The following is a 23,792-nucleotide window of genomic DNA, read 5'->3' on the forward strand; positions in this document are numbered from 1 at the left end:
GCTCAGGGGGCTGTACGGCTGCTTGCTGCACCGGCTGGGCCACTGCCCGCTGGACGGGCGCCGGGCGCACGGCGATCGGCGCCGGGCGCGGCGCCAGTTCAGCCGATTGCTGGGTTGCCGGGGCGACGCTGGCGGTATCAGCCCGCAGAATGGCATCGACAATGGCAGGGGTCAGTGCACCAGTAGGCTCAAAGCCGTTACGCTCTTCAAAGGCGCGGATCGCATTGGCGGTCATGGGGCCATAAAAGCCATCCACCGTGCCGCTGAACAAGCCGAGTTCGGTTAGCTTTTTCTGCACGGCAAAGGCGTCGCGATTGCCCACCGGCGCTCCAGGCATCTCGGTGGCCGGGGCGCTGACGCTGCCCGTGGTGTCAGCATTCACGGGCGCCAGAACGGCGGTACGCTCGCCAGGGAGTGGGGGAAGTGCGGGCGCAGCGACGGGGGTCACATTCGCCACGGCAGCGCTTTGGCCGGCCGCGAAGAACGGCGCTGGATGGCTGCTGGTCTGGAAATACAGGGCATTGCTGCCCGCCAATGCGGTCAGACTGACCAGGGCCAGCAGAGCCGTAGAAGCGAGCGGTGCCCGCATATAGCGCGATAGGGCCCAAAGACCGGCGCGACCCAGAGAGGCCGCGACAGCGCTGCCTGCCGCCAGGGGCAGGTGAGAGAGAGTGCTTGCTGTCATTGCGCTTTTCTTTTTTCGTCTAGCCATGAGGTATTGCGTTCGGCGATCGGTTCTCTGCGGAATGGGGTGATGGTAGCAGTCTCTTCGGTCTTTATTGCTGGACCGTTTATGGGAAGCAAGACTGTCACGGTTGTCCCCGCTCCAATTTCGGACATGGCCCGCAACGTGCCGTCATGCAGATCGACCAGACCCTTGACGATCGACAGCCCCAGTCCGGTGCCCTCATAGGGGCGGGACAAGCCACTTTGCGCCTGAAAGAACGGTTCGCCAACGCGCGCCAGCGATTCTGGCGCCATGCCCACGCCCTGGTCAATGACCGAAAGGTTCAAACTCTGGCCTTGCCGACGCATGGTGACGCTGACCGTGCTGCCCGGATAGCTGAACTTGATGGCGTTCGACACCAGATTAAGCAGTATCTGGCGGCAGGCCCGCTCATCGGCGTGCAGCAAGGGTAGATTGTCTTCGATCGTGCTCATCAGACGCACGTCGCGCTCCCGGGCCATTGGATCGACCATGGCAAAGCATGGCTCCAGGATATCGCAGAACTGGAATGGCTCGTTCTGCAGTTCGAACTTGCCGGCCTCAATCCGCGACATATCGAGCAGCATGCGGACGACTTCCAGCAGGTGCTTGCCGCTCTGATGGATCAGCCCGGCATATTCGCTATGGGTCGGCGACAGCTCGCCGCCAATGCCCGTGGTCATCATTTCCGAGAAGCCGACAATGGCATTGAGCGGCGTGCGCAGCTCGTGCCCCATGGTTGCCAGAAAGCGCGACTTGGCGCTCAGGGCCTCTTCGGCGGCCCGGTGGGCCTCGATGATTGCAGCTTCATTATCCTTGCGCGCGGTAATGTCGCGAAACAGCGCTACCACCTCATGCCGCATGCCGGCTGTCTCAGCATCGAGAACCGGGGTCAGCCTGATTTCAACCCAGACGAATTGCGGAATCGAGCCGGCTGCGTGCGCATCATCCTGGCGCATGCGGACTTCGATGTTGCGCGTCTCGCCCCCCTGATTGGCATCGGCAAAGGCGGTCAGGAAGGTCGGACGATCCGCCACGTGCAGGCGCGCGCCCAGCCCGCTACCCGTCAACTCGTAACGCCGGCAACCAAACAGAGCTTCCGAGGAGCGCGACGCGAGCAGCACTTCGCCATTGCTGGAAAAGCAGATGACGGCATCCTGGACATGTTCGATCAGGTGACGATAGGCGGTCATCTGAGATTTATCATACACTTCATAGGCGGTGTTGATGCGGTTTGCACTGTGGATCACCAGGCCAACGCCGACCAGGAAGGTGGCAGCCGCAGCGAATGCCAGGGTGTTCGAAGCCATGAGCGCGCCGGGCACACCGATAGCGGCGGCAATGGTGCCCAGGATGATCACCGCAACAACCATCATCCAGCTATGCCGGCGCAGAGTGGATCCGCCCAGCAGCGAGGCCAGCACGGGGCCCAGCAGCGCCACGGCCATCCCCATATCGCTTGCCCGGCCATCGGCCAGGGTCAGCAGGAGGCCCAGACCGAGCAGAGTATAAACCTGGCCTGCCGCAGCCTGTTCGTAGCGCCGGCGCTGATGCAGCGCCAGCGTGGTCAACCCGCTGGCCAAGGCGAGGGCGGTCAGAACAAATGGCAGCACGGTGCCGGTCACCAGCCCGTACACTGCCAGCGGCGTCACCAGGGCGCTTGCGGCAATGGTCAGTCTGGAATTGTTGGCGAGCGTCTTGCGACGCAGCATCTCCGGCCGATGGCCAGAGCCAGCGACGGCCAGGGGTATCTCTTTGCTTGCGCCGAAAGAGAAGAGGCTACGCATGTACACAATACTCACTATCACGACGCCAGTGGTGGTGGTGCCCAGGCACCGAGAGCCTGACGTCATCCGCCCTGCCCGGCCCAAATGAACTTTGGGTCCTGTTGTCGTCACACTGGCGGGCAAGAGCTAAGGCGAGCTTAAATCTCGGGCCACCAGCTGCTTGTCGGCCTGCCGACGACCGTCTTTCTAGCGTTAGCGTAAACAAGGTGTTGCACTTGCTACCAAGCGAGTTGGCAATTGCATCAAATTTTATCGAATTGTCCCAGCACGGCTTAATCGAGGGGGCATAGGGTAGGTTTTGCAGGTCGACGAAAGCCTGCGAAAATCATGGGTTATTCAATGTTTGTCGTTGTTCGTTCGGTTTTCTGGCTTACCGTCGCCTATATGGTGATCCGCCCCGGCGTTGATCTGCCAGATGCCAACGCCATGGCAGCGCAGGCCATGGCGGCCGGTTCACAGGTGGTGAGCGAGCAGATCAACCAGATCGAATGCGCCAATTTGCAGTGCGCGGGTAGCAAGATGGTCATTGCCGCAGCACTCCAGTCTTCCCCGTCGGTCGGCCTTCCCATGCATGAGATGCCGAACAACAGTCTGGCCCCCATCCCCCGGCCGCGGCCGGACTGGGCGGGTTAGCGGGCGCCGGCCGGCGCCCATAAGCGACCCCAGGGTTCGTGTCGCTTGCCCAAGCGACGCACCCCGCGACCCTGGCCCTGCCCCAAGCACGCTGCCCTGTGCTTGGGGTTTTTCTTTGTCCGAAAACCCGCCTCGGTACGCGCTTGCGGCTTGCGAGCTTGGCCGCAGCACCCTAGATAGGCTGCATGACCGAGCCAGCCACGTTCCAGGACATTGCCGACAATCTCTCCTTTCTGGACGATTGGGAGGATCGGTATCGGTATGTGATCGAATTGGGCCAAGCCCTGCCCAAGCTGGATGAGGCCGAAAAATCGGAAGCCAATCGCGTGCGTGGCTGCGTGTCGCAGGCCTGGCTGTCGGCCGAAGCCTCCAGACGCGATGGACTGACCATTCTGACCTATCGCGGCGAAAGCGACGCGATGATCGTGCAGGGCCTGGTGGCCATCCTGCTGGCGCTATATTCGGGCCGCCCCGCGCACGAAATCGCCGACACCGACGCCATCGCCATCTTTGATGAGTTGGGATTGCGCGAGCATCTGACCGCCCAGCGCTCCAATGGCCTGGTGGCCATGGTCAATCGCATGCGGTCAGAAGGCGAAGCGCTGCGCTAGGCAGTTGCTGACGATGCCGGTTCCGCTGTGGCCTGGCGTGGCTTGGCAAACCGGCTGTTGACGAAGCGTAGCAGGGGCAGTTCGACCCAGACATAGAGCATCCAGCCAGCCGTGGTGCCGCCGGCGACCGAAACCGCAGCAACCAGATAATCCGCGAACAGATCGCTCGGGTCGAGCCATTTGAAGGCGAGGCCAGACAGGATCGCCACCTCATAGATATGCACCAGATAGATGGAATAGGACGCGTCGCCTATGCGTTCGAGCAGCGCTATGCGCGGCAGGCGGGGTTCCAGGCGTACCAGTAGCAATACCAGCGCTGATGCGAAAAACAGCAGGCCGACGAAGGCGATGCCATCTTCAACCACCTCAACACCCCAGGCCAAGCCCTGCACCATCGCGCCCATGCCGAGCAGCATGAGCGCATAGATTGCTCCCTTTGACAGGCGCCTGACATGGCCGCGCAAGGTCGCCAGACCCAGCCAGGCTCCGGCGCAAAAGGCCAGCGGCATGTAGCTGGTGTAAAACTGCGGAATGGCGGCCTCAGGCTGCAATATCAGCCCCAGCACGGCCAGCGCGCCAAAGGCGATGCTGAGCCAGACGACCCTGGCGCGTGCGTCCAGAAACGCCAGCAGGGCGAAGCAGACATAGAAGAACACCTCATAGTTCAGGGTCCAGCCGAGTTTGTAGAGCGGATGGATGCCCCCGCTCACCGGATTATGGAATGGAATGAACAGCAGGGACAACAGCAGCTGGGTGCTGTCATAAACCGTGGTCTTGAAGATCTGGGGCACCAACAGCGCCAGTGCTGCTGCCAATAGCGTCGCGACCCAGTACATGGGCACGACACGAATGAAGCGGCGGCGCAGAAAACCGGCCGCCGAAAACTGTCCCTCCCCCGTCACCACGACCATGATGAAGCCGGAAATGACAAAGAACAGGATGACGCCCAGCCAGCCGAGCCGGCCGAAGCCCAGATTGTGCTCGACCAGGGGATACAACAGGGCATGCGACGCCAGCACGAGAACCGCCGCAAAACCCCGCAAATATTGGATCGAGAAAAACTGGTGCCGCATGCGTTTTCGATATCATGCAATTCGTCTGGCCGAACATTACCGATGCTGACGTAGTTAAATTCTGCTGTCAGCTATAATGGGCAGAATTTCGCTATGCCAGACCTGCCCGCGCGCCTGATCTGGTCCAGCCGCCACTGGTTCGAGGCCCCAATGGGCGGCCAACTGGCTCAGCCCGATGCGCAGTACCAGCTTGGCGCTGCGACGGGGCCAGCGCCGTTCGGTCTCGATAGCCTGGAGGCCCTTGCCCAGCCCGCAGACGTCGAACACCACATTCCAGCAATCGACAGGCAGCGCCTGTGCCAGCCGATGCAAATGATGCCGCGCTTCGCTGGCGCTGGCGGCCAGGTCAGCAGCCCCGGCGCTGCCGGCCCGGTGCGGCTGGCCGATGCGGGCGGAATCGTAGGACATGGTGAGACGCAGCGTGAGTTGGGCCCGCTGAATCAGCCGTTCCAGCCGGCTGGCAGCGAGCAGATGGTGCGGCAATAGAAACGCCTGACCGTCACTGTCACGGCTGGACGCCAGGCGGCCAGTGGTGCCGTCATCAATGGGCATTGCCGTTCTCCCCATCACGCCACGCTTCAAGGCTCCGTTCGAATCCGCTGACCTCTGCATCGAAATCAGGGTCGTCGCGCAGATCTTCGATCACCGCACAGGCATGAGAGACCGTGGTCCGATCCCGGCCAAAGGCATCGCCGATTTCAGTCAGGCTGCGTCCCAGAATGACGTGCGACAGATACATTGCCAATTGGCGGGCCCGGGCGGTACCCAACCGACAGCGCGAGGGATGAATCAACAGGCGGATCGGGATGCGCTTTTCGCGCGCAATCAGCGCGATGACGGTGTCACAAGCACCGGCCGCAGCAGGCTGGGCGCCCACAGCTCGGGCAAAGTCGACTGGTGCAAAAGACTGAAACATGGGCTCGCCTCGTCAATATAAAGGAATTTATTCCTATATACTGCGGCTTGGCAAGCGGCCGGGGATAAGTGGGATAAGCGAACCTGAGAATCAAAAAGGCCGCCCATAGAGGCGGCCTTTTAAAGGGTCGTTCTCGCCGAGGTCTGACTGCAACTTGGGGATTGCGGTTGAACTGGCGGGATTTCGCCCTTGCGGGGTAATGAAGAAGCGCGTCAGGCGGCCTTGCGGCCCAGACCATTGTCCTTGGCCAGCTTGGAACGGGTGGCCGAATAGCTCGGCGCAACCATTGGGTAGTCGGCTGGCAGGCCCCACTTCTCGCGGTATTCCTCGGGCGAGAGATTGTAGTGAGTCCGCAGGTGGCGTTTCAACGACTTGAACTTCTTGCCGTCTTCGAGGCAGATAATGTAGTCGTTGGTGACCGACTTGCGGACCGCGATAGCAGGCTTGAGCTCTTCAACTGGCTGTGGAGTTTCATTGTTCGAGAGCGTACGCAGTGCGCCATGAACATCCGAAATCAGCTTGGGCAGATCGTTGGGGCTCAGTGCATTGTGGCTCACATAGGCCGAGACAATTTCGGTACTGAGCTCGATCAGATCTTGCTCGTATCCGGTCGCAGCGCCGGTAGTATCAGACATAATTCAACCTTCCAGATTTTTTTATTGGGTAGCGGACTCTAAGTCGCTTCCAAATCATACCAATAGGGCTGTTCACTGATGTCTGCAACCCGACAAACCAGCGTTAACATGCTACTTACTGGTAAGTTCATCTGGAGAATCTTGTCGTGTTTTCAAGGTGAGTTCATCAATCACCATGCTCACTTGGAGGTGATCCTGACCCCGATGGCTGACGCGCGCCAACAAATGCGCAGAAACGGGGGTTGTTAACAACAGGAAGGCAGTGCCCAAAATGGCGCGCAGGGCCACACTGCCATCAAGGCTGGTCAAGGCAACAGCCAGCAATATCAGGCCCCCGCCCACCGCGCCGGCCTTGGAGGCCGCGTGCATGCGGGTGTAAAGATCGGGCAGCCGCAAGACGCCGATAGCGGCCAGCAAAGTAAAGGCCGACCCGATCAGCAGCAACACACAACCAAGGTAGGTGATCAGATCGGCGATCATCGCTGGGCCTCCTCGCCATCCAGGCGCGACAACATGTAGCGGGCAAAGGCCACCGTTGCCATGAAGCCGAGCAGGGCCAGGCTGATGGCGATATCGAGATACAGAGTCAGCCCGGTGCGAATGGCGATAGCCCCGACAAAGCCCATGGCCAGTACCGTCAACAGATCGAGGGCCAGAACGCGATCAGCCAAACTGGGGCCGATGATCACGCGCACCACCGCGATCAGCATCGCAATAAACAACATGATCAAGGCGATCAGGGTGCTGATGGAGACGATGTCGGCCGCGTTCATATGAAGGCCTCCTGGATCTTGCGTTCAAACCCCCCGGCGATCTCCGCGATCAGCACCTCGCGATCATCCAGTTGCAGTGCGTGCACATAGAGCACGCTCCGATCCTCGGCGACATCAACGCTGAGGGTGCCGGGAGTCAGCGTAATCATATTGGCCAGCAACGTGATCTCAAAATCCGATTTGACCGTGAGGGGAAAGGCGATAATGCCGGGGCGCAGGGTGGCACGGATGTTGGGGGTTATCACGATGATGGCGACGCGCACGGCACTGACCATCAGTTCCCACATGAATAGCAGGAACAGCGAGTTGATGCGCCTGACACGGCGCAACAATTGGGGGGACGCAAACCAGTTTCGCAGCAACAGCGCAGTCAGGGCACCGATACCGGCGCCGAGCAACAGGTTGAGCGCGGTGAAATTGCCGGTAATGGCCGCCCAGACCAGCGCCAGACCAACAATCATCAGAGCCAGGTTCATGGCGTGACCTCCGCTAGACCAAAGGCATCCGTATAACGGGCGCTGTCGATCATGTCCCCTGCCCCGACGCGCACGACTTCGAACAGCGGATTGGGCCACAGCCCGGCAGCCACGATCAGCACGGCCAGCACACCGATCGCCAAATAGTGCAGACCGCCGGGCGGCGCGGCCGGTGGGGCCTCTGGAGTGAAATCAGCCCGCCAGAAGATATGGGCCCACAGGCGCGACCCGGCAATGATGGTGAGCACCGCGTTGACCAGTAGCGCCACCACCAGCAGCCCACCCACGGCATCGCCCTGGTCAAGCCCGGCCTCGATCAGCAGCAGCTTGGGCCAGAAGCCCAGCAGAGGCGGTACGCCGGCGGCGCCGAACATGAACACCAGGAATAGTATCGAAAGGGGAGCACTGGTGCCGTAGAGCCCACCCATGCGGCGACTATCAGTCTCCCCGGTCTGCTTTTCGATCATCCCGGCAACCAGATAGAGCGCGGTCATGGTCAGCATGGCGTGGAAAATATACATCCCAGCCCCACCAACGCCGCCCAATGATGGCATGGCGATTCCGGCCAGCACGGCGCCAATGCCGCCAATCACCACAAAGCCCATGGCCCGCCGCAGATTAGTTTCGGCAATCGCGCCCAGAGGGGCCAGCACCAGGGTGGCAACGGCCACCAGCACCAGAACCGGTTCGAGCACATCGCGCGTTGCGGGCAGCACCACCACCAGCGTTCGCAGCAGCGCGTAAATACCCACCTTGGTCAGCAACCCCGCCATCAGGGCGGAAATTGCCGCCGGTGGCGCGTGATAGGAGGCGGGCAGCCAGGTATTGACCGGAAATGCTGCCGCCTTCATGCCAAACGCCAGCAGCATCAGAGCAGCGACGCCGACCATGGCGGCGGGATTGGCCAGCGGGGCAACCCGCAGGATATCGGCCATGTTCAGCGTACCCAGCAGGCCATACAGCAGGCCGAGTGATAACAGGAAGATGGTGGTGGCCAGGAAGTTCAGGAAGCCGTATTTGACCGCGGCATCAAGCTGCATCGGCGTGCCGCCAATCACCATCAGTCCAAACGAGGAGATCAGCATCACCTCGAACCAGACATAGAGATTGAATAGATCGCCGGTCAGGAAAGAGCCGGTCACGCCGGCCAGCAACAGCAAGACCAGGGCGTAAAAACCATCACCGGCTACTTCGGGGGGCCGATCTGCTTCAGCATAGACCAGCACAATCAGCGTCACCACCGACGCGGCCAGCGCGAAACTGGCCCCAAACAAATCGGCGGTAAAACTGATACCGAAGGGCGGCAGCCATTTGCCCATGGTCATGCTCTGCGGGCCGAATTCGGCCACCCGCATCAGCAGGCTGGTCTCGCAGGCAATAATGCCCGTTACCACGAGCAGCGCCAGTACGAAGCCGAGCCCGGCGGATTTGCGGACGATAAGCAGCAGCGCCGCGCCCATCAGGGCCAGCGCCATGGGCAGCACGATGACCCAGTCGGCCACCCGGGTAACGGTCTCAATCATGGCTGTTGGCAGATTTTCTGCGGCCATCTCAGTAACTCAATGGCGGGTTGGGCGCGTGCTCGGGCTCAGCAACGCGCATGGTGTCGGTATTGTCGGCGTCAAGAGCCTGATAGGTGCGATAGGCCAGAACCAGCAGGAAACAGAACATGGCGAAGCCAATGACAATGGCGGTCAGGATCAGCGCCTGCGGCAGTGGATTGGCAATCGCTCCGGCGGGAGTATCCAGCCCCCTGGGGACAATCGGCGCAATTTCCCGGGTCAGGCGACCAGCGGTGAAGATCAGCAGATTGACGCCATTGCCCAGCACTATGATACCCAGCAGCATGCGGATCAGCGAGCGCGACAGCAGCATGTAGATGCCCAGCGCGACGAAGCATCCAACCAGAGCGGCAATTACATAATCCATCAGAGGTTCTCCCCGTCTTCGCTTTCGAGAGCCAGGACCACTGAAGCCAAGGTGCCAAATACCACGAGGTAGACGCCGATATCGAACAGCATCGGGGTGGACAACGGCACCACCGAGCCGGCGATATCGAGATAAAGCCAGATGCTGGTCAAGAATGGGTTGCCGTTGAAGATGGAGAGCATGCCGGAACTGCCGGCCAGCAAAACGCCGAAGCCAGCGATGCTGAGCGGATCAAAGCGCAGGGCGCGCCGCACCTCGGCAGCGCTCGAGGCCATGCCCAGCACGGCAATGGCTGAGGCAGCGATCAGTCCGCCGATAAAGCCACCACCGGGCTCATTGTGACCGCGCAGACAGACATAGACTGAAAACACCAGCATGGTGGAAACGATCAACGGCGCGATAGTACGGAAGATGACCGTGTTCATGGCGCAGTCCTCTTGCGGCGTGGGGTTGTGACCGGCTAGGCAACAGAGGAAGGCGACTTGGGCGCCTGTTTCTCGCTTGCCGGTTTCTTGGGCGCTGGTTTCTTGGGCGCTGGTTTCTTGGGCGCTGGTTTTGCCCTGCCTTTGACAGTCGATTTGGCACTCGGCGCTGCCGCGGCGCGGGCTGGCTGTGTCGGCTCGGGTTTGATCTTGGGTGCAATTGGCGCGGGTGGTACCGGCGAGCCAACCGCCACCGGCGCCCTGCGACTGCGCAGCAGCACCATAATCGAAATGCCGGCGGCCATCAGCACCGAGATCTCACCCAGCGTATCAAAACCACGGAAATCAACCAGGATGACATTGACGATATTGGCGCCATGGGCGATCGGCACGCTGGTGGCGATGAAGAAATCGGACAGCCTGGTATCAAGCGTACCCGACAGCACGACCATCAGCAGCAGACTGACGCCGGCGCCACAGACCAGCGCCAGCGTGCCGTCGCGCGCCCAGTCTTCGAAGGGCCGGTGGTCGCGTTCGTCGAGATTGAGCCGGGTCATCACCAGCGCCAGGATCACCACCGAGAGGATTTCCACCATGAGCTGGGTGAAGGCCAGATCGGGCGCACCGAATAGCAGGAAGATCAGCGCCACGGCGGTACCCTGCACACCCAGCGCCAGGATGGAATAGAGCCGGTTTGGCGCGGCGACGATGGCGCCAAGGCCGGCCAGCGCCAAAATGATCACCCCCCACTCATAGGGCGCCAGATGGGGCCAGCGCAGCTGGGCCGCCCAATTGCCCAGTTCAGCCGTGGGCAGCAAGGCGTTGATTCCGCCCAGCGCAAATAACGGCACCATCAGCGCCAGCGCCATCAGAGAGAACACCGTGACCAGATAGAGCTCAAGGCGACCATGATGCAGCACGCGCGTCACGCTGCCGGAAAAACGGATCAGGCCGAACATGACCGCGTCAAACACCGTGTCGGCGGTCCAGCCCAGGCGGGTCTCGAAGCGCCGCAACAGGGTGCGGATAGTGGTGGCATAGCGATAGACCAGCCCGGCCAGGACCCAGGTGGCCACTGACAGCCAGACCACGGGCTTGGTGAAATCGATCGCCCAGGTGAGATGGCTCTCGACCGGTTCGTTGAGAATAGCGGTTGCCGCCGGCTCCAGCACGGTGTGGCCAAACCAGCCGACCAGCAGCGCGGTGGCGATACCGGCAAGGCCCAGAATGACCGGGCCAGCGAGCAGGCCGACCGACGCTTCATGGGCCGATTTTGGCGTTGGCATTGCCGGACCCAGAAAAGGCTTGATCACCACCAGGGCACCGACTGCGGCCAGCAGGGCATTGCCCGCGATCAGCACGGCGAGCACGCTGAGGTCCTGCCAGTGCGGCGACAGCAGGTTGAGATACATCTCTTCTTTGGCAAAAAACGCGATGGCGGGCGGCAGCCCGAACATTGAAAGCCCGGCCAGAATGGCCGCTGCAAAGGTGACCGGCATTTTGCCGGACAGGCCTCCCAGCGCGGTAATTTCGCGGGTGCCCGCTTCATGGTCGATGGCACCGACGACCATGAACAGGCCGGCCTTGTAGAGCGCATGGGCGACGAAATAGATCACCATGCCGGCAATGGCGGTTTGTGTGCCCAGCCCGATCAACAGCACGAGCAGTCCAAGCGAGGCAATGGTGGACTGCGCCAGCATCTGCTTGAGATCGGTTTGCCGCAGCGACCCCAGCGCGCCCCAGATCAGGGTGACGCCGCCAAAGCACACCAGAATTGTGGTCCAGGCCACCGTACCGCCCAGCCAGGGCGTGGCGCGCGCCAGCAGATACACCCCGGCCTGGACCATGGTGGCCGAATGCAGGAAGGCCGAAACCGGTGTCGGTGCTTCCATGGCATTGGGCAGCCAGAAATGCAGCGGAAACTGTGCCGATTTGGTGAAGGCGGCGATGATGAAACAGGCCAGCACCAGGCCATACAGCCCGTGCCCGCGCACGGCATCTTCCATGCCGCGCAGCTCGCTCAATTCCCAGGTGCCGGTCAGTTGCTGCACCAGAATAACGCCCGCCAGCAGGGCCATGCCGCCGATATTGGTAATCACCAGCGCCTGAATGGCGCCGCGCCGGGCAGCGGCCCGCACCGCATCAAAGCCGATCAGCAGGAAGGAAGTGATTGCCGTCAGTTCCCAGAACACGAACAGGCCCAGCATGTTGTCGGCCAGTACCAGGCCGAGCATGGCGCCCATAAAGGCGAGCAGGAAGGCCAGGAAGCGCCCAAGATGCGGATGGCCGGCCAGATAGGCGCCCGAGTAGATGACGATCAGCGTGCCGATGCCCGAAATGGTCAGCGCAAAGGTCAGGCTCAGCCCATCGATGAAAAACGACAGGTCCAGCCCATAGGCTGGCACCCAGCCAATGCGCGCCGGAATGGCGCCGGTGGCCAGCACTGGCTCAATCAGCGTCACCAGGAAAACAAAAATGGCGGCCGGTACCAGCGCCAGCACCCAGCCCGATAGCGGCTTCGTAAAGCGGTGGATCAGCGGCGCCAGCGCGGCTGCAACAAATGGCGCAATCGCCACCAGTGCGATGCTCGCGTCAATGTCTGGCCCCAAGTGTGAAACTCCATACGCTATTGGGCCTTGCGGCCGTTTTGATGTGGAATGACCTTACTGATTGAGCGCTCTCGAACAAGGCAAAACGGTCCGGGTGCGACGAAGTGGCGGCATCAGTTGGGGAAATCCTCGCTCTGGCATTCGGACCCCGCCCGCCCTATGTCTGGCACACACCACTTTTCGGTGCGAGAGCCAGCCATGGCTCGATCATGCGCCACCAGCCCGGACCTGTAATGATCAAGACCACGCCACCTGTTGCCGCCCGCAAATCCCACATCGCCCGTTTTCACGGCATCGAGCGCGACGACCCGTATCATTGGTTGCGCGCGCCCAATTGGCAGGAGGTGATGCAGCAGCCCGAGACGCTGGACCCGGAAATCCGCGCCTATCTCGATGCCGAGAACGCCTTCTATGAGGCCGAGTTCGGCAGCAAGACGACCGCGTTGCAGGACACCATCTACAAGGAAATCCGTGGGCGCATCAAAGAGGACGATAGCGGCATCCCGACGCCTGATGGTCCCTTCGCCTATAATTCGCGCATGCTTGAGGGCAAGCAATATCCCCAGATCGTCCGCACCGCCCGTGATGGTGGCGCCGAGACGGTACTGCTCGACTGCAATATCGAGGCGGGCGAAGGCTATTTCGGCTTTGCCGGCGCCGAACATGACCGCGCGCACAAATTCCTCGCCTGGGCCGCCGACCGCGCCGGCTCGGAATACTATGACATCGTCATCCGCGATCTCGCCACCGGCAGCGACAGTGCGGAGGTGATCGCCAATACCGCTGGTTCCTATGTCTGGAGCAATGACAGCAAAGCCATCTACTACACCGAATATGACGACAATCACCGGCCTTACCGGGTGCGCCTGCACACCATCGGCACCGACCAGGCCAGCGACCCCATCATCTTCGAGGAAAAGGACCCCGGATTCTTCGTCGGCGTCGGTCGCACGCTGAGCGACAAGTTCATCGTCATCGATGCGCATGACCACCAGACCTCGGAAATCTGGCTAATCGACGCTGCCACGGGCGGCGCGCCGCGCCTCGTGGCGCCCCGCGTCACCGACCGCGAATATGATGTCGATGAGCGGGGCGGCCTGCTTTATATCCGCACCAATGCGGACGGCGCGGAGGACTACAAGATCGTCACCGCGCCGATCGACAATCCGGGCGCCGACAACTGGACCGACCTGGTGCCGCACCAGCAGGGCGTATTGATCCTCGATACCGTGCTGATCGCCAACCACATGCTGCGGCTGGAGCGGTTTGATGGCCTGCCCCGCATCGTGGTGCGCGATCTGCGCACCAACAAGGAAGAGACCGTCAAATTCGACGAGGAGGCCTACGCGTTGGGCATGTCGGTGGGCTACGAATTCGACACGGCGACGTTCCGCTTGACCTATTCCTCTCCCACCACGCCGTCGCGCACCTTCGACGTCGATCTCGACAGCGGCAGCCGCACCCTGCTCAAGGAGCAGGAGGTGCCCTCGGGTCACAACCCGGACGATTATGAAACCCGGCGGCTGTTTGCCACCGCGCCCGATGGCGAGCAGGTTCCGGTCACCGTGCTCTATCGCAAGGGCACTGTGCTCGATGGCTCGGCCCCGGCCCTGCTCTATGGCTATGGCGCCTATGGCATGTCGATGCCGGCAAGTTTCTCGATCTCGGCGCTGTCGCTGGTCGATCGCGGCTTTGTCTACGCCATCGCCCATATCCGCGGCGGCATGGAAAAGGGCTATCGCTGGTATGTGCAGGGGCGACGCGAGCTCAAGAGCACCACCTTCACCGATTTCATTGCCGCTGCGGAAATGCTGATCGATACCGGCCACACGTCCAAGGGCCGCATTGTGGCGCAGGGCGGCTCGGCGGGCGGCATGCTGATGGGCGCCATTGCCAATCTGGCGCCCGAACTGTGGGGCGGCATTCTGGCCCAGGTGCCGTTTGTCGACGTGCTCAACACCATGCTGGACGAGACCTTGCCGCTCACCCCGCCGGAATGGCCCGAATGGGGTAATCCGCTGACCTCGGCCGATGACTACGCCCGCATTGCTGCCTATGCTCCTTATGAACAGGTCGTGGCCCAGGATTATCCGCCGATCTTTGCCCTGGCGGGCCTCACCGATCCGCGCGTCACCTATTGGGAGCCGGCAAAATGGGTGGCCAAGCTGCGCGCAACCAAGAGCGGTGCTGCGCCATTATACCTCAAGACCAATATGGGCGCCGGCCATGGCGGCGCTTCGGGGCGCTTCGACCGGCTCAAGGAAACGGCGATGTGTTACGCCTTTGCGCTGAATGCGGTTGGTTTGGAAGGATCATTCACTTCCAACTAATTGTTGCCGCTATCAAAACGCCCTATACCACCCCTACTTCCCGCAGCGTCTTGCCAAATGGAGGCCATTATGACGACCAAGTTCACCCTACCACCCCTGCCCTACGCCTATGACGCGCTGGGCCCCTACATGTCGGCAGAAACGCTTGAGTATCATCACGACAAGCACCACCAGGCCTATGTGACCAATGGTGAGAAGCTGCTCGAAGGTTCGGGCCTGGAAATCCTGCCGCTTGAAGACATCGTCAAGGAATCACACGGCAAGAATGCCGGCCTGTTCAACAATGCCGGCCAGCATTACAACCACGTGCACTTCTGGAACTGGATGAAGCCCAATGGGGGTGGCAACAAGCTCCCGGCCAAGCTGCAGGCGGCCATCGATGCCGACCTGGGCGGCTTTGACAAGTTCCGCGCCGATTTCATCGCTGCCGGCACCACCCAGTTCGGTTCGGGCTGGGCCTGGCTCTCGCTCAAGAACGGCAAGCTGGAAGTCTCCAAGACGCCCAATGGCGAGTCCCCGCTGATCCACGGCGCCCACCCAATTCTGGGCGTCGATGTTTGGGAGCACTCCTATTACATCGACTACCGCAATGCCCGTCCGAAATACCTGGAAGCCTGGTTCGACAATCTGGTGAACTGGGAACATGTCGAACTGATGTTTGACGAAGCCCGATAAGACCCGCAAGGCGCCGGTTTTCTACCGCATGCCAAACCCCGTCAGCGCCCCGCGCTGGCGGGTTTTTTGCTGGCTTGATCCGAGTTTTTCCCCGTCGATTTACAGCAATGTGCTGCGCCCCCCTTCAACCGCTCGACAGAGCGTGGTAACGCTTTGTTTACTATTTGAGGGGGTCTTGTGACACAATCCGCCAAGGTCGTTGCCATTATCGCGGCAAGCCCGGCGCTATCGTCCTTGTTGGCGATGGTGGTTGCTGGTGACTCCCGTCTCAAGGTCCGCATTTTCGAGACCGAACTCGAACTCATCGCCTATATGCGCCTCGCTCCCATCGATATGCTGGTGTGCGATTTCGACCGTGAAGAGCGCCCCGCTCATGAGATGGTCGAGAGCATCAGGCTCAATGGCGAACTGCTCAGCCAGGATGTGCCGGTGATTGCCCTCACCCGCAATATCACGCCACCCATGCGTGCCCAGGCGATCAGCGCGGGCATCGATGAGGTGCTGATCAAGCCGATGTCGCCGCGCTACTTGCTGCAGCGTATCCAGATCCGGCTTCGCACCCGCAGCGTGGTGGGAACCCTGGGCGGCTATCGCGGGCCCGAGCGGCGCAATCGCATCTTCGCCCCGATCCCGACGCCGGCGCCGTCGCGCCGCGTGACCGACAATGTGGTGTCGCTGTTTCCCGACCGCCGCAAACCGCTGCATCCCGGGCTGTAGCGTTGGGCCTCCCTAGCGGGCTTCGCTGACCAACCGGCTGATCCGGCTCCACAGATCTTCTATATTGTCGGCAAATTGGATCGCCCGCTCATGGCCCGGCAATCCCGGCGACAGCACGTCCGCCGCATAGCCGCGCATGACTTCAAAGGCGCGGTGGCGATTGAGCATGACCACGGGCAGGTTCCGCCCCTTGGTCTTGCCGGTCGACCAGACCCCGAACAATTCGGTGGCCGACCAGAGCGAGCCGGGCAGCGCCACCAGTCCGTCAGCCAGGGCAGAGACCCGCTCGAAGCGGGCCGCCTGGTCCTCCTGCGCTTCGACGGTCACGCCCTTCAGCGCTGGCGGCAACACGAAACTGGTATCAGCCACGATCTGCACGGACCCGCCGGCCGCCCGTGCTGCGGTAATCAACGGAATTGGGATGCTGTTGCCTTCTACCAGGCAGACCAGTTGCGCCCTGCGTTTGGCGAAATAGGTGCCGGTCTGACTCATCAACGAGGCGCGCTCGGGGTCGCCTGGTCCCTTGCTGGACGCGAAGACTGCGAGGATAGGTCCGTTTTTGGTGGGCTCCATACTGGTCACCGTCCGCGCTTCAAGCTGCCGAGGATACCGCGAACCAGCGCGTTCCCCAGTCGGTTGGCGACCGTGCGGGCCAGCGAATTCATCGCGGCTTCGGCCGGCGTCTGCCGGGTGGAGCGCCGTGCGGGTTGCGCCTCCTGATAGGTGCGCTCGGCGCTCTTGCGTTCCTGCTCTTCCAGCTGCTGGCGCTCTTCGGCCAATTGCTTGTCGCGGGCCGAGCGGGCCAGCACCTCAAAGGCCGAGTCGCGATCGATAGCCGTATCGTACAACCCGGCCACCGGCGAAGCCGCTATGATGGCCGCCCGCTCTTGCGGCAGGATGGGCCCGACCTGGGCCGAGGGCGGTCGGATCATGGTGCGGCCGACCATTGAGGGTACGCCCTTGGACTCCAGCACTGAGACCAGCGCCTCACCAATCCCCAGCTGGGTGATGGCATCTTCCGTGGAAAAGGCTGGGTTGGGGCGGAAGGTCTCGGCAGCGACGCGCACCGCCTTCTGCTCGCGCGGGGTATAGGCGCGCAGCGCATGCTGCACCCGATTGGCGAGCTGGGCCAGTACCGAATCAGGAATGTCGACCGGGTTCTGGGTGACGAAGTAGACGCCGACGCCCTTGGAACGTACCAGCCGCACCACCTGCTCGACCTTGTCGATCAGTACCTTGGGCGCATCGTCAAACAGCAGATGGGCTTCATCGAAAAAGAACACCAGCCTGGGTTTGTCGACATCGCCGATTTCGGGCAGTTCCTCGAACAACTCGCTCAGCATCCAGAGCAGGAAGGTGGAGTAGAGCCGCGGCGAACGCATCAGCTCGTCGGCGGCCAGAATGGAAATAAAGCCGCGCCCGTCGCGGTCGGTCCGCAGCATATCGGCAATAGCCAGCGCCCGCTCGCCGAAAAAGTTCTCGCCACCTTGCTGTTCGAGCACCAGCAGCGCGCGCTGGATGGCGCCAATCGAGGCGGTCGAGACATTGCCGTATTGGGTCGTGATCTCCTTGGCGCGCTCCTGAACATTGATCAAAAGGGCCCGCAAGTCCTTGAGATCAAGTAGCAACAGACCTTCGTCATCGGCCAGCTTGAAAGCGATATTGAGCACGCCTTCTTGGGTGTCGTTTAGCTCGAGCATACGGCTGAGCAGCAAAGCGCCCATTTCCGAAATGGTGGTGCGGATGGGATGGCCCTGCCGCCCGAACAGGTCCCAGAACATCACCGGGAAGATGTCGTCCTTGAAGTCGGTGAAGCCGATTTCCTGGGCGCGCTGGGTCTGCCAACCCTGTGCATTGCCCATCTTGGCGACGCCCGACAGGTCACCCTTGATATCGGCGGCAAAGACCGGCACGCCAGCGGCAGAAAATCCCTCGGCCATCACCTGCAGCGTCACGGTCTTGCCCGTGCCGGTTGCGCCGGTGACCAGGCCGTGCCGGTTGCCATACTTCAGGGTAAGGTATTCCGGCTGCGTGCTGGTGCCCAGAAAGATCTTGTCGTCAACGAGCATTGGCAACCATCCTTGAAAGTTGCGTTCTTATAGCCGTCCGTACGCGCATGGGACAACTCGTAACTCGGTTTTCCAATGACCATGGCGGCGTGGCGCCGCTCCTGCCGCGTCGACGTCCTTGGCGAGCGATCCTGGTCCGGAGCAGACTACGGCCCAGCAGTCCCCACTCGAACAGGCTGCCGCTTGCCAACCTCAGTTGACGCTCACTAGCGAACCACTGCCCGCATTTCACCCACGCGATCGCCGCGCACGCTTTTGATGGGTTGGTGGGCAAAACCCTCCAGCACGGCGCGCTGGCCGGCATCGGGTTCTGCGAACTCAAGCAGCAGGCTGGCTATCATGGCCAGTGACGCGGGGATGCTGCCATCGTCGCATTTCAGGGCGTAGCCCCAGCCCTTGTCGCGGATGGCACCACATTGCACGCCATCGGCCCCATATTTCTGCATCACCCGACCGTTGAAGGCCGCCATGATCAGGGTATCGGGGCGGCCCGTGCCGGCCACCAGATGAGGATGGGTTGTGGCAGCATCGAACAAGCGCGTGGCGGCAGTGGCCAATTCGGCAGACAGGCCGTGCCCAGTGGCCATGCGAGCAAATCCCTGGGCAAAGGCACGGAGCGGGGCGGCATATGTGGGAATGGAACAGCCATCAGTGCCGCATTTGGCTTCATTCACGGGCTCACCGATGACAGCCTCGATCACCGCCCGCACCTGTTGCTGCACCGCATGCTCGCGCCCGGCATAACCTGCCGTCGGCACCCCCATTGCCCGAGCAACGCTGAGCATGCCCGCATGCTTGCCCGAACAGGCATTGTGCAGATTGGACGGCTTGGCGCCCTGCGCCCGCAGCGTGGCGCGCGCCGCAGCGTCAATTGGCTGATGGGCGCCGCACTCGAGATCGGCTTCAGACAGGCCAAGGCGGCTCAATAGTCCCGACGCCACGCTCACATGGCGGTCTTCGCCAGTGTGCGAGGCGCAGGCCAGCGCCAGCTCTTCAGCACTATGGTGAAACTGCTCGTCGGCGTGGCGGGCGAAGATGGCCAGGGCCTGTATCGACTTGATGGCGGAACGCGGAAATACCGGCCGCTCGATATCTCCAGCCGAGGCAATGATCCGCCCATCCGCATCGATTACTACATAGGCGCCGCGATGCCGGTTCTCGACCCAGTTGCCACGCGTGGTTTCGGCGAGAATAGGATTGGCATCCATCAAAAAACTCCGGTCCAGGCTGCCTTCAGAACAGCGCGGGATCGGAAAAGTCAATATTGCATGGGACGGCGTGGAGGTCGGCACGACATGGAATGGCGTCCGGCGCCTAGATATCGGTGTCGTAAATCAGGGTCAGAAACTTCGAATTGACCCAGCCCCTGGTGACATTGCGTTCAACGAGGCACCAATCCGATCCAGCCTCAAAACTGATGCAGCGCTCGACCCAGACCGCAGTGCCGGGTGCGACGGCGCCGGTTTTCTGAGAGTAGCTGGCAGGCCATTTGCGGACATTGAGCTGGTCCCACTCGGCAACGCCAGTGACGGCGGCCAGATGGTCCACGCCGTAGCCGGCAGCCATGGCCGGCTGAACGGCCAAAGCGCCAGCGGCAGTGATGAGCAGACCGCACAAGGCGGCGATGACGACTTTTTCCTGCTGCTTGTTCATTTCAGTCTCTCCCTCAAGAGCGTTGCCTGGCTTGAGTGAGAGAATGCGCCGCCGGCCTTGAACCGGCCCTGAGACAGCCGTTCAGTATCCGTTCATCCTGGTCCAATCGCGACAGTATTTGTGGCGCGAGGCTGATCGCGACCAATCGAATCCACATTTGCATAGTAAATGTGCAAAAACTGCACTTGTAGTTTTAATGAGCATCGACGTAACTGTTTCCGATGCCCAATCCCGACCTCTCCATCCTGATCATCGATGAAAACCACCTTCGCGCCTCGATCATCGAGGACGGTTTGCGTGAGGCTGGACATGGCCGCGTAGCAGTCATGCACGATGTCAACGACGTGGCGCGGACCATCACGAACATGTCGCCCGATGTCATCGTCATTGATCTGGAAAATCCCAAGCGCGACACACTGGAGCATTTCTTTTCGCTATCACGGGCTGTTCAGCGCCCCATCGTGATGTTCGTGGACCGCTCTGATGGCACCATGATTGACAAGGCCGTCGCGGCCGGGGTCTCGGCCTATGTCGTGGACGGCCTGAAAAAAGAGCGCATCAAACCCATTCTTGACGTGGCGATTTCGCGTTTTCATGCCTTTGCCACGCTAACGCGAGAACTGGCGCAGGCGCGCAGCGAGTTGGAAGACCGCAAGATCATCGACCAGGCCAAGGCGATTCTGATCAAAACGCGCGGCCTAAGCGAGGCCGACGCTTACACCCTGCTCCGCTCAACTGCCATGAACCAGAACCGAAGGATGGTCGACATCGCCCAAAGTCTTGTCACCGCCGCTGATCTGCTCGGCCCATAGGAATGCACATGTCCACGACCCATTTGACCGCTGGTTTTCTGCCCTTGCTCGATAGCGTGCTGCTGGTGCTGGCCCGGGAAAAAGGCTTCGCCGAGGCCGAAGGGCTGGACTTGACCCTGGTGCGCGAAACCAGTTGGGCAAATATCCGCGATCGAGCGGCATTGGGGCACTTCGATGTTGCGCAAATGCTCGCTCCGATGCCGCTGGCAGCCAGCCTGAACCTGACGCCGCTTGCTACCGAGATGATCGCACCGGTGGTGTGCGGACTGGGAAACAACGCTATCACGGTGAGCACGGAACTTTGGACGGCGATGGCCGATCATGGCGCGCCGCAGGATCTGGCGGCCGGCCCATCCGGCGCGGCCCTTGCCAGGGTTGTGGCGTCTTCCCAGCGGAAGCTGCGTTTTGGCGTGGTGCATCAGACCTCGTCGCACAATTACGAATTGCGCTACTGGCTCGCGGCGAGCGGCATTCGGCCCGACCGCGACATCGAGATTGTGGTGCTGCCGCCTTCCCTGCTGCCCGATGCGCTGGGCGGCGGAGGCCTTGACGGCTATTGTGTGGGCGAACCGTGGAACAGTATCGGCGTAGCCAGCAAAGGCGCCCATATGGTGACCACCAAGGCCGCCATCTGGCAATCCAGTCCCGACAAGGTGATTGGCATGCGAGCAAGTTGGGCCGAGCAAAACCCCGAGCTGGTGGCGTCGATCATCCGCGCCAGTTATCGCACCGGGCAGTGGTGCGCGGACCCGGCCAATCTTGTCGAGACAGCACAGATCATGGCGGGGGCGGCATATCTGGACGCCAGCCCGGAAATTGTGGCGCGCGCACTTAGCGGTCAGTTTGATATCGGCGCCGGTGAAATCCAGCACGTGCCCGATTTTTTCATTGCCCACGCCAGCGCTGCCAACTTTCCATGGAAGAGCCATGCGTTGTGGTATTATTCGCAGATGGTGCGTTGGGGCGAGGTGGCCTATCGCGCCAGCGATGCGGCGATCGCTGCGGCCTGTTTCCGACCCGACCTCTATCGCGCAGCGTTGGCGCCGCTGGGCGCGAATGTGCCGATCCTGGACAGCAAAACCGACGGCACGCATGCCACTACCTACGAGATCGCGGGCACGGCCGGTCCGCTGGTTATGGGAGCAGACCGATTTTTCGACGGTCAGAGTTTCGACCCGGCAGCGCTTGAACGCTACATCACCGATCAAACCCCAAACTGATCTAACAAGAATTAGGCACATACTTCGTCTGATCAAAAATTGCTCAAAGTGGCGTTGTTTTGAGCCACACCGGGCTTTCTGATTTTTCGGAAGAGATTCAGACTTGCGGCTCAAAGCACTGACAGAAAACGACAAAATAGCGCCAATTGAACTTGGCACACTTCCTGCAATGAAGTCTGCACAAGGCGCTCCTCCCAAGACGCTCCTTTGATCGACGTCCAGAGCTGGGCGTCACCAGGCAAAGCTGCCAACCGGTTTTCGCATGTGGTCCTCCGACCCTCGCGTCATCCAGTTGGCAGCTTTTTTGTTTTCCGGTCGGTGCAGATGGAGAATTCAATGACGACGACAACGACCAGACCGCTTTTCTCACGCTGCAGGCTGCCAGCCTTCCGCAGTCTTGCTACCGGAATGCTTGTGGCATGGCTGATTTTGCCAGTGAGCGTGCATGCGGAAATGCTCGACGTGGAAAAAGATGAGCTGAAATTCGGCTTCATCAAACTGACCGACATGGCTCCTTTGGCGATAGCCTATGAGAAGGGCTATTTCGAGGATGAAGGACTCTATGTAACCCTTGAGCCCCAGGCCAATTGGAAGGTCCTGCTGGACGGCGTCATCACCGGATCGCTGGACGGCGCCCACATGCTGGCAGGTCAGCCGCTGGCCGCAACCATTGGCTACGGCACCAAAGCCCATATCGTCACGCCCTTCTCGATGGATCTCAATGGCAATGCCATTACGGTATCCAATGTCGTGTGGGAGATGATGAAGCCCAATCTGGCGATGGATGCCGATGGCCGGCCGCAGCATCCAATCAGCGCAGCGGCGCTGCTGCCGGTCATTGACAGCTTCGCCGATGAGGGCCGCCCCTTCAATATGGGCATGGTGTTCCCGGTCTCCACCCACAATTACGAGCTGCGCTACTGGCTCGCCGCCGGTGGCATCAATCCGGGCTTTTATTCGCCTGACGATGTATCCGGGCAAATCGGCGCCAAGGCCTATCTGTCGGTGACGCCGCCGCCCCAAATGCCCTCCACCATGGAGGCAGGTACCATTGATGGCTATGCCGTGGGCGAGCCGTGGAACCAGGCTGCGGTGTTCAAGCAGATCGGCGTTCCGGTCATCACCGACTATGAAATCTGGAAGAACAATCCCGAGAAAGTTTTCGGGCTGACGGCCGAGTTTGTCGAGGCCAACCCCAATACCACGCTGGCCATCACCAAGGCGCTGATCCGCGCGGCACAGTGGCTGGACGAGAACGACAACGCCAATCGTCTGGAAGCGGTCGATATCCTGTCGCGCTCGGAATATGTCGGCGCCGATGCCGAAGTCATCGCCAATTCGATGACCGGCACGTTCGAATATGAAGCCGGCGACAAGCGCGACGTGCCCGACTTCAACGTGTTCTACCGCTATTTTGCGACCTATCCCTATTATTCGGACGCCATCTGGTACCTGACGCAGATGCGGCGTTGGGGCCAGATCGCTGAAGACAAGCCTGACGACTGGTATGCCGAGATCGCCACGTCCGTCTATCGCCCTGACATCTATCTGCAAGCCGCCCGCATGCTGGTTGACGAAGGCATGATCGCCGAGAGCGACATCCCCTGGGACAGCGATGGCTATCGCGCTGCCACGGCCGAATTTATCGACGGCATTGCCTACGATGGCCGCACCCCCAACGCCTATATCGACAGTCTGCCGATCGGTCTGAAGACCGGCGAGACGGCGGCGTCGAAGTAGTCCCGA

Annotated in this window: 25 protein-coding genes; 8 read left to right on the forward strand and 17 right to left on the reverse strand. The window is 61.2% G+C overall.

What is annotated here, in order from left to right; translation table 11 throughout:
• Positions 1-685: peptidoglycan-binding protein (locus Q8O80_RS13810; protein WP_305580190.1), on the reverse strand; the 685-nt coding region annotated here is incomplete at its 3' end.
• Entirely contained in the window at positions 682-2,493 is a 1,812-nt protein-coding gene (locus Q8O80_RS13815) for a PAS domain-containing sensor histidine kinase (RefSeq protein WP_305580192.1), read from the reverse strand. The genes Q8O80_RS13815 and Q8O80_RS13810, both read right to left, overlap by 4 nt.
• Before the next feature lie 339 nt (positions 2,494-2,832).
• On the opposite strand from Q8O80_RS13815, the gene Q8O80_RS13820 reads away from it, so the two are divergent.
• Together Q8O80_RS13820 and Q8O80_RS13825 are read left to right on the forward strand one after the other, a co-directional pair.
• Positions 2,833-3,126: a hypothetical protein gene (locus Q8O80_RS13820; RefSeq protein WP_305580194.1), complete on the forward strand. Its 294-nt coding sequence runs from the start codon at positions 2,833-2,835 to the stop codon at positions 3,124-3,126.
• 185 nt (positions 3,127-3,311) lie between these two features.
• A complete protein-coding gene (locus tag Q8O80_RS13825; protein WP_305580196.1) occupies positions 3,312-3,737 on the forward strand; it encodes a SufE family protein in 426 nt (141 codons plus the stop codon).
• Here Q8O80_RS13825 and Q8O80_RS13830 read toward each other — a convergent pair.
• From Q8O80_RS13830 to mbhE, 11 genes are all read right to left on the reverse strand, one after another.
• Positions 3,734-4,810 carry an acyltransferase gene (locus Q8O80_RS13830; protein ID WP_305580198.1) on the reverse strand — a complete coding sequence of 359 codons (1,077 nt, stop codon included), beginning with the start codon at positions 4,808-4,810 and terminating at the stop codon, positions 3,734-3,736. The genes Q8O80_RS13825 and Q8O80_RS13830 overlap by 4 nt on opposite strands.
• 54 nt (positions 4,811-4,864) lie before the next feature.
• A complete protein-coding gene (locus tag Q8O80_RS13835) occupies positions 4,865-5,362 on the reverse strand; it encodes a DUF6456 domain-containing protein (protein ID WP_305580200.1) in 498 nt (165 codons plus the stop codon).
• Complete coding sequence (locus Q8O80_RS13840; protein ID WP_305580202.1) at positions 5,352-5,726, reverse strand: helix-turn-helix domain-containing protein; 375 nt, start codon at positions 5,724-5,726, stop codon at positions 5,352-5,354. Before Q8O80_RS13840 ends, Q8O80_RS13835 begins: the two co-directional genes overlap by 11 nt.
• A 212-nt stretch (positions 5,727-5,938) precedes the next feature.
• The gene (locus Q8O80_RS13845; RefSeq protein WP_305580204.1) at positions 5,939-6,361 is read right to left on the reverse strand and encodes a MucR family transcriptional regulator; all 423 of its coding nucleotides are present in this window, start codon (positions 6,359-6,361) and stop codon (positions 5,939-5,941) included.
• A 111-nt stretch (positions 6,362-6,472) separates the two neighbouring features.
• A complete protein-coding gene (mnhG, locus tag Q8O80_RS13850) occupies positions 6,473-6,841 on the reverse strand; it encodes a monovalent cation/H(+) antiporter subunit G (RefSeq protein WP_305580206.1) in 369 nt (122 codons plus the stop codon).
• Positions 6,838-7,134 carry a cation:proton antiporter gene (locus Q8O80_RS13855; protein ID WP_305580208.1) on the reverse strand — a complete coding sequence of 99 codons (297 nt, stop codon included), beginning with the start codon at positions 7,132-7,134 and terminating at the stop codon, positions 6,838-6,840. Before Q8O80_RS13855 ends, mnhG begins: the two co-directional genes overlap by 4 nt.
• Positions 7,131-7,610, reverse strand: coding sequence for a Na+/H+ antiporter subunit E (locus Q8O80_RS13860; RefSeq protein ID WP_305580210.1), 480 nt, complete (start codon positions 7,608-7,610; stop codon positions 7,131-7,133). The genes Q8O80_RS13855 and Q8O80_RS13860 overlap by 4 nt, the downstream gene beginning before the upstream one ends.
• Positions 7,607-9,160, reverse strand: coding sequence for a proton-conducting transporter membrane subunit (locus Q8O80_RS13865; protein ID WP_305580212.1), 1,554 nt, complete (start codon positions 9,158-9,160; stop codon positions 7,607-7,609). The genes Q8O80_RS13860 and Q8O80_RS13865 overlap by 4 nt, the downstream gene beginning before the upstream one ends.
• Before the next feature lies 1 nt (position 9,161).
• A complete protein-coding gene (locus Q8O80_RS13870; protein ID WP_305580214.1) occupies positions 9,162-9,539 on the reverse strand; it encodes a Na+/H+ antiporter subunit C in 378 nt (125 codons plus the stop codon).
• Positions 9,539-9,964 carry an MnhB domain-containing protein gene (locus tag Q8O80_RS13875; RefSeq protein WP_305580216.1) on the reverse strand — a complete coding sequence of 142 codons (426 nt, stop codon included), beginning with the start codon at positions 9,962-9,964 and terminating at the stop codon, positions 9,539-9,541. Before Q8O80_RS13875 ends, Q8O80_RS13870 begins: the two co-directional genes overlap by 1 nt.
• Before the next feature lie 35 nt (positions 9,965-9,999).
• Positions 10,000-12,570 carry a hydrogen gas-evolving membrane-bound hydrogenase subunit E gene (gene mbhE, locus Q8O80_RS13880; protein WP_305580218.1) on the reverse strand — a complete coding sequence of 857 codons (2,571 nt, stop codon included), beginning with the start codon at positions 12,568-12,570 and terminating at the stop codon, positions 10,000-10,002.
• Positions 12,571-12,803: 233 nt separating this feature from the next.
• Here mbhE and Q8O80_RS13885 point away from each other — a divergent pair, with 233 nt between their 5' ends.
• The 3 genes from Q8O80_RS13885 to Q8O80_RS13895 all read left to right on the forward strand — a co-directional run bounded on the left by Q8O80_RS13885 (position 12,804) and on the right by Q8O80_RS13895 (position 16,292).
• Complete coding sequence (locus Q8O80_RS13885; protein WP_305580220.1) at positions 12,804-14,900, forward strand: S9 family peptidase; 2,097 nt, start codon at positions 12,804-12,806, stop codon at positions 14,898-14,900.
• A gap of 69 nt (positions 14,901-14,969) precedes the next feature.
• Complete coding sequence (locus tag Q8O80_RS13890) at positions 14,970-15,575, forward strand: superoxide dismutase (protein ID WP_305580222.1); 606 nt, start codon at positions 14,970-14,972, stop codon at positions 15,573-15,575.
• A 177-nt stretch (positions 15,576-15,752) separates the two neighbouring features.
• Complete coding sequence (locus Q8O80_RS13895) at positions 15,753-16,292, forward strand: two-component system response regulator (protein ID WP_305580224.1); 540 nt, start codon at positions 15,753-15,755, stop codon at positions 16,290-16,292.
• 12 nt (positions 16,293-16,304) lie between these two features.
• Here the strand turns inward: Q8O80_RS13895 and Q8O80_RS13900 are convergent, their stop codons facing one another.
• From Q8O80_RS13900 to Q8O80_RS13915, 4 genes are all read right to left on the reverse strand, one after another.
• A complete protein-coding gene (locus Q8O80_RS13900; RefSeq protein ID WP_305580226.1) occupies positions 16,305-16,865 on the reverse strand; it encodes an LOG family protein in 561 nt (186 codons plus the stop codon).
• 5 nt (positions 16,866-16,870) lie between these two features.
• Positions 16,871-18,361 carry a helicase HerA-like domain-containing protein gene (locus Q8O80_RS13905; RefSeq protein ID WP_305580228.1) on the reverse strand — a complete coding sequence of 497 codons (1,491 nt, stop codon included), beginning with the start codon at positions 18,359-18,361 and terminating at the stop codon, positions 16,871-16,873.
• Between the two features lie 206 nt (positions 18,362-18,567).
• Positions 18,568-19,569, reverse strand: coding sequence for an asparaginase (locus Q8O80_RS13910; RefSeq protein ID WP_305580230.1), 1,002 nt, complete (start codon positions 19,567-19,569; stop codon positions 18,568-18,570).
• 106 nt (positions 19,570-19,675) lie between these two features.
• A complete protein-coding gene (locus Q8O80_RS13915) occupies positions 19,676-20,014 on the reverse strand; it encodes an SH3 domain-containing protein (protein WP_305580232.1) in 339 nt (112 codons plus the stop codon).
• 221 nt (positions 20,015-20,235) lie between these two features.
• On the opposite strand from Q8O80_RS13915, the gene Q8O80_RS13920 reads away from it, so the two are divergent.
• The 3 genes from Q8O80_RS13920 (at position 20,236) to Q8O80_RS13930 (ending at position 23,786) form a co-directional block, all read left to right on the forward strand.
• Positions 20,236-20,826, forward strand: coding sequence for an ANTAR domain-containing response regulator (locus Q8O80_RS13920; RefSeq protein WP_305580233.1), 591 nt, complete (start codon positions 20,236-20,238; stop codon positions 20,824-20,826).
• An 8-nt stretch (positions 20,827-20,834) separates the two neighbouring features.
• Positions 20,835-22,046: a CmpA/NrtA family ABC transporter substrate-binding protein gene (locus tag Q8O80_RS13925; RefSeq protein WP_305580235.1), complete on the forward strand. Its 1,212-nt coding sequence runs from the start codon at positions 20,835-20,837 to the stop codon at positions 22,044-22,046.
• Positions 22,047-22,454: 408 nt separating this feature from the next.
• Positions 22,455-23,786: a CmpA/NrtA family ABC transporter substrate-binding protein gene (locus tag Q8O80_RS13930; RefSeq protein WP_305580245.1), complete on the forward strand. Its 1,332-nt coding sequence runs from the start codon at positions 22,455-22,457 to the stop codon at positions 23,784-23,786.
• Positions 23,787-23,792 lie beyond the last annotated feature (6 nt).

The organism is Devosia sp., assembly GCF_030689745.1.
Taxonomy (GTDB): domain Bacteria; phylum Pseudomonadota; class Alphaproteobacteria; order Rhizobiales; family Devosiaceae; genus Devosia; species Devosia alba.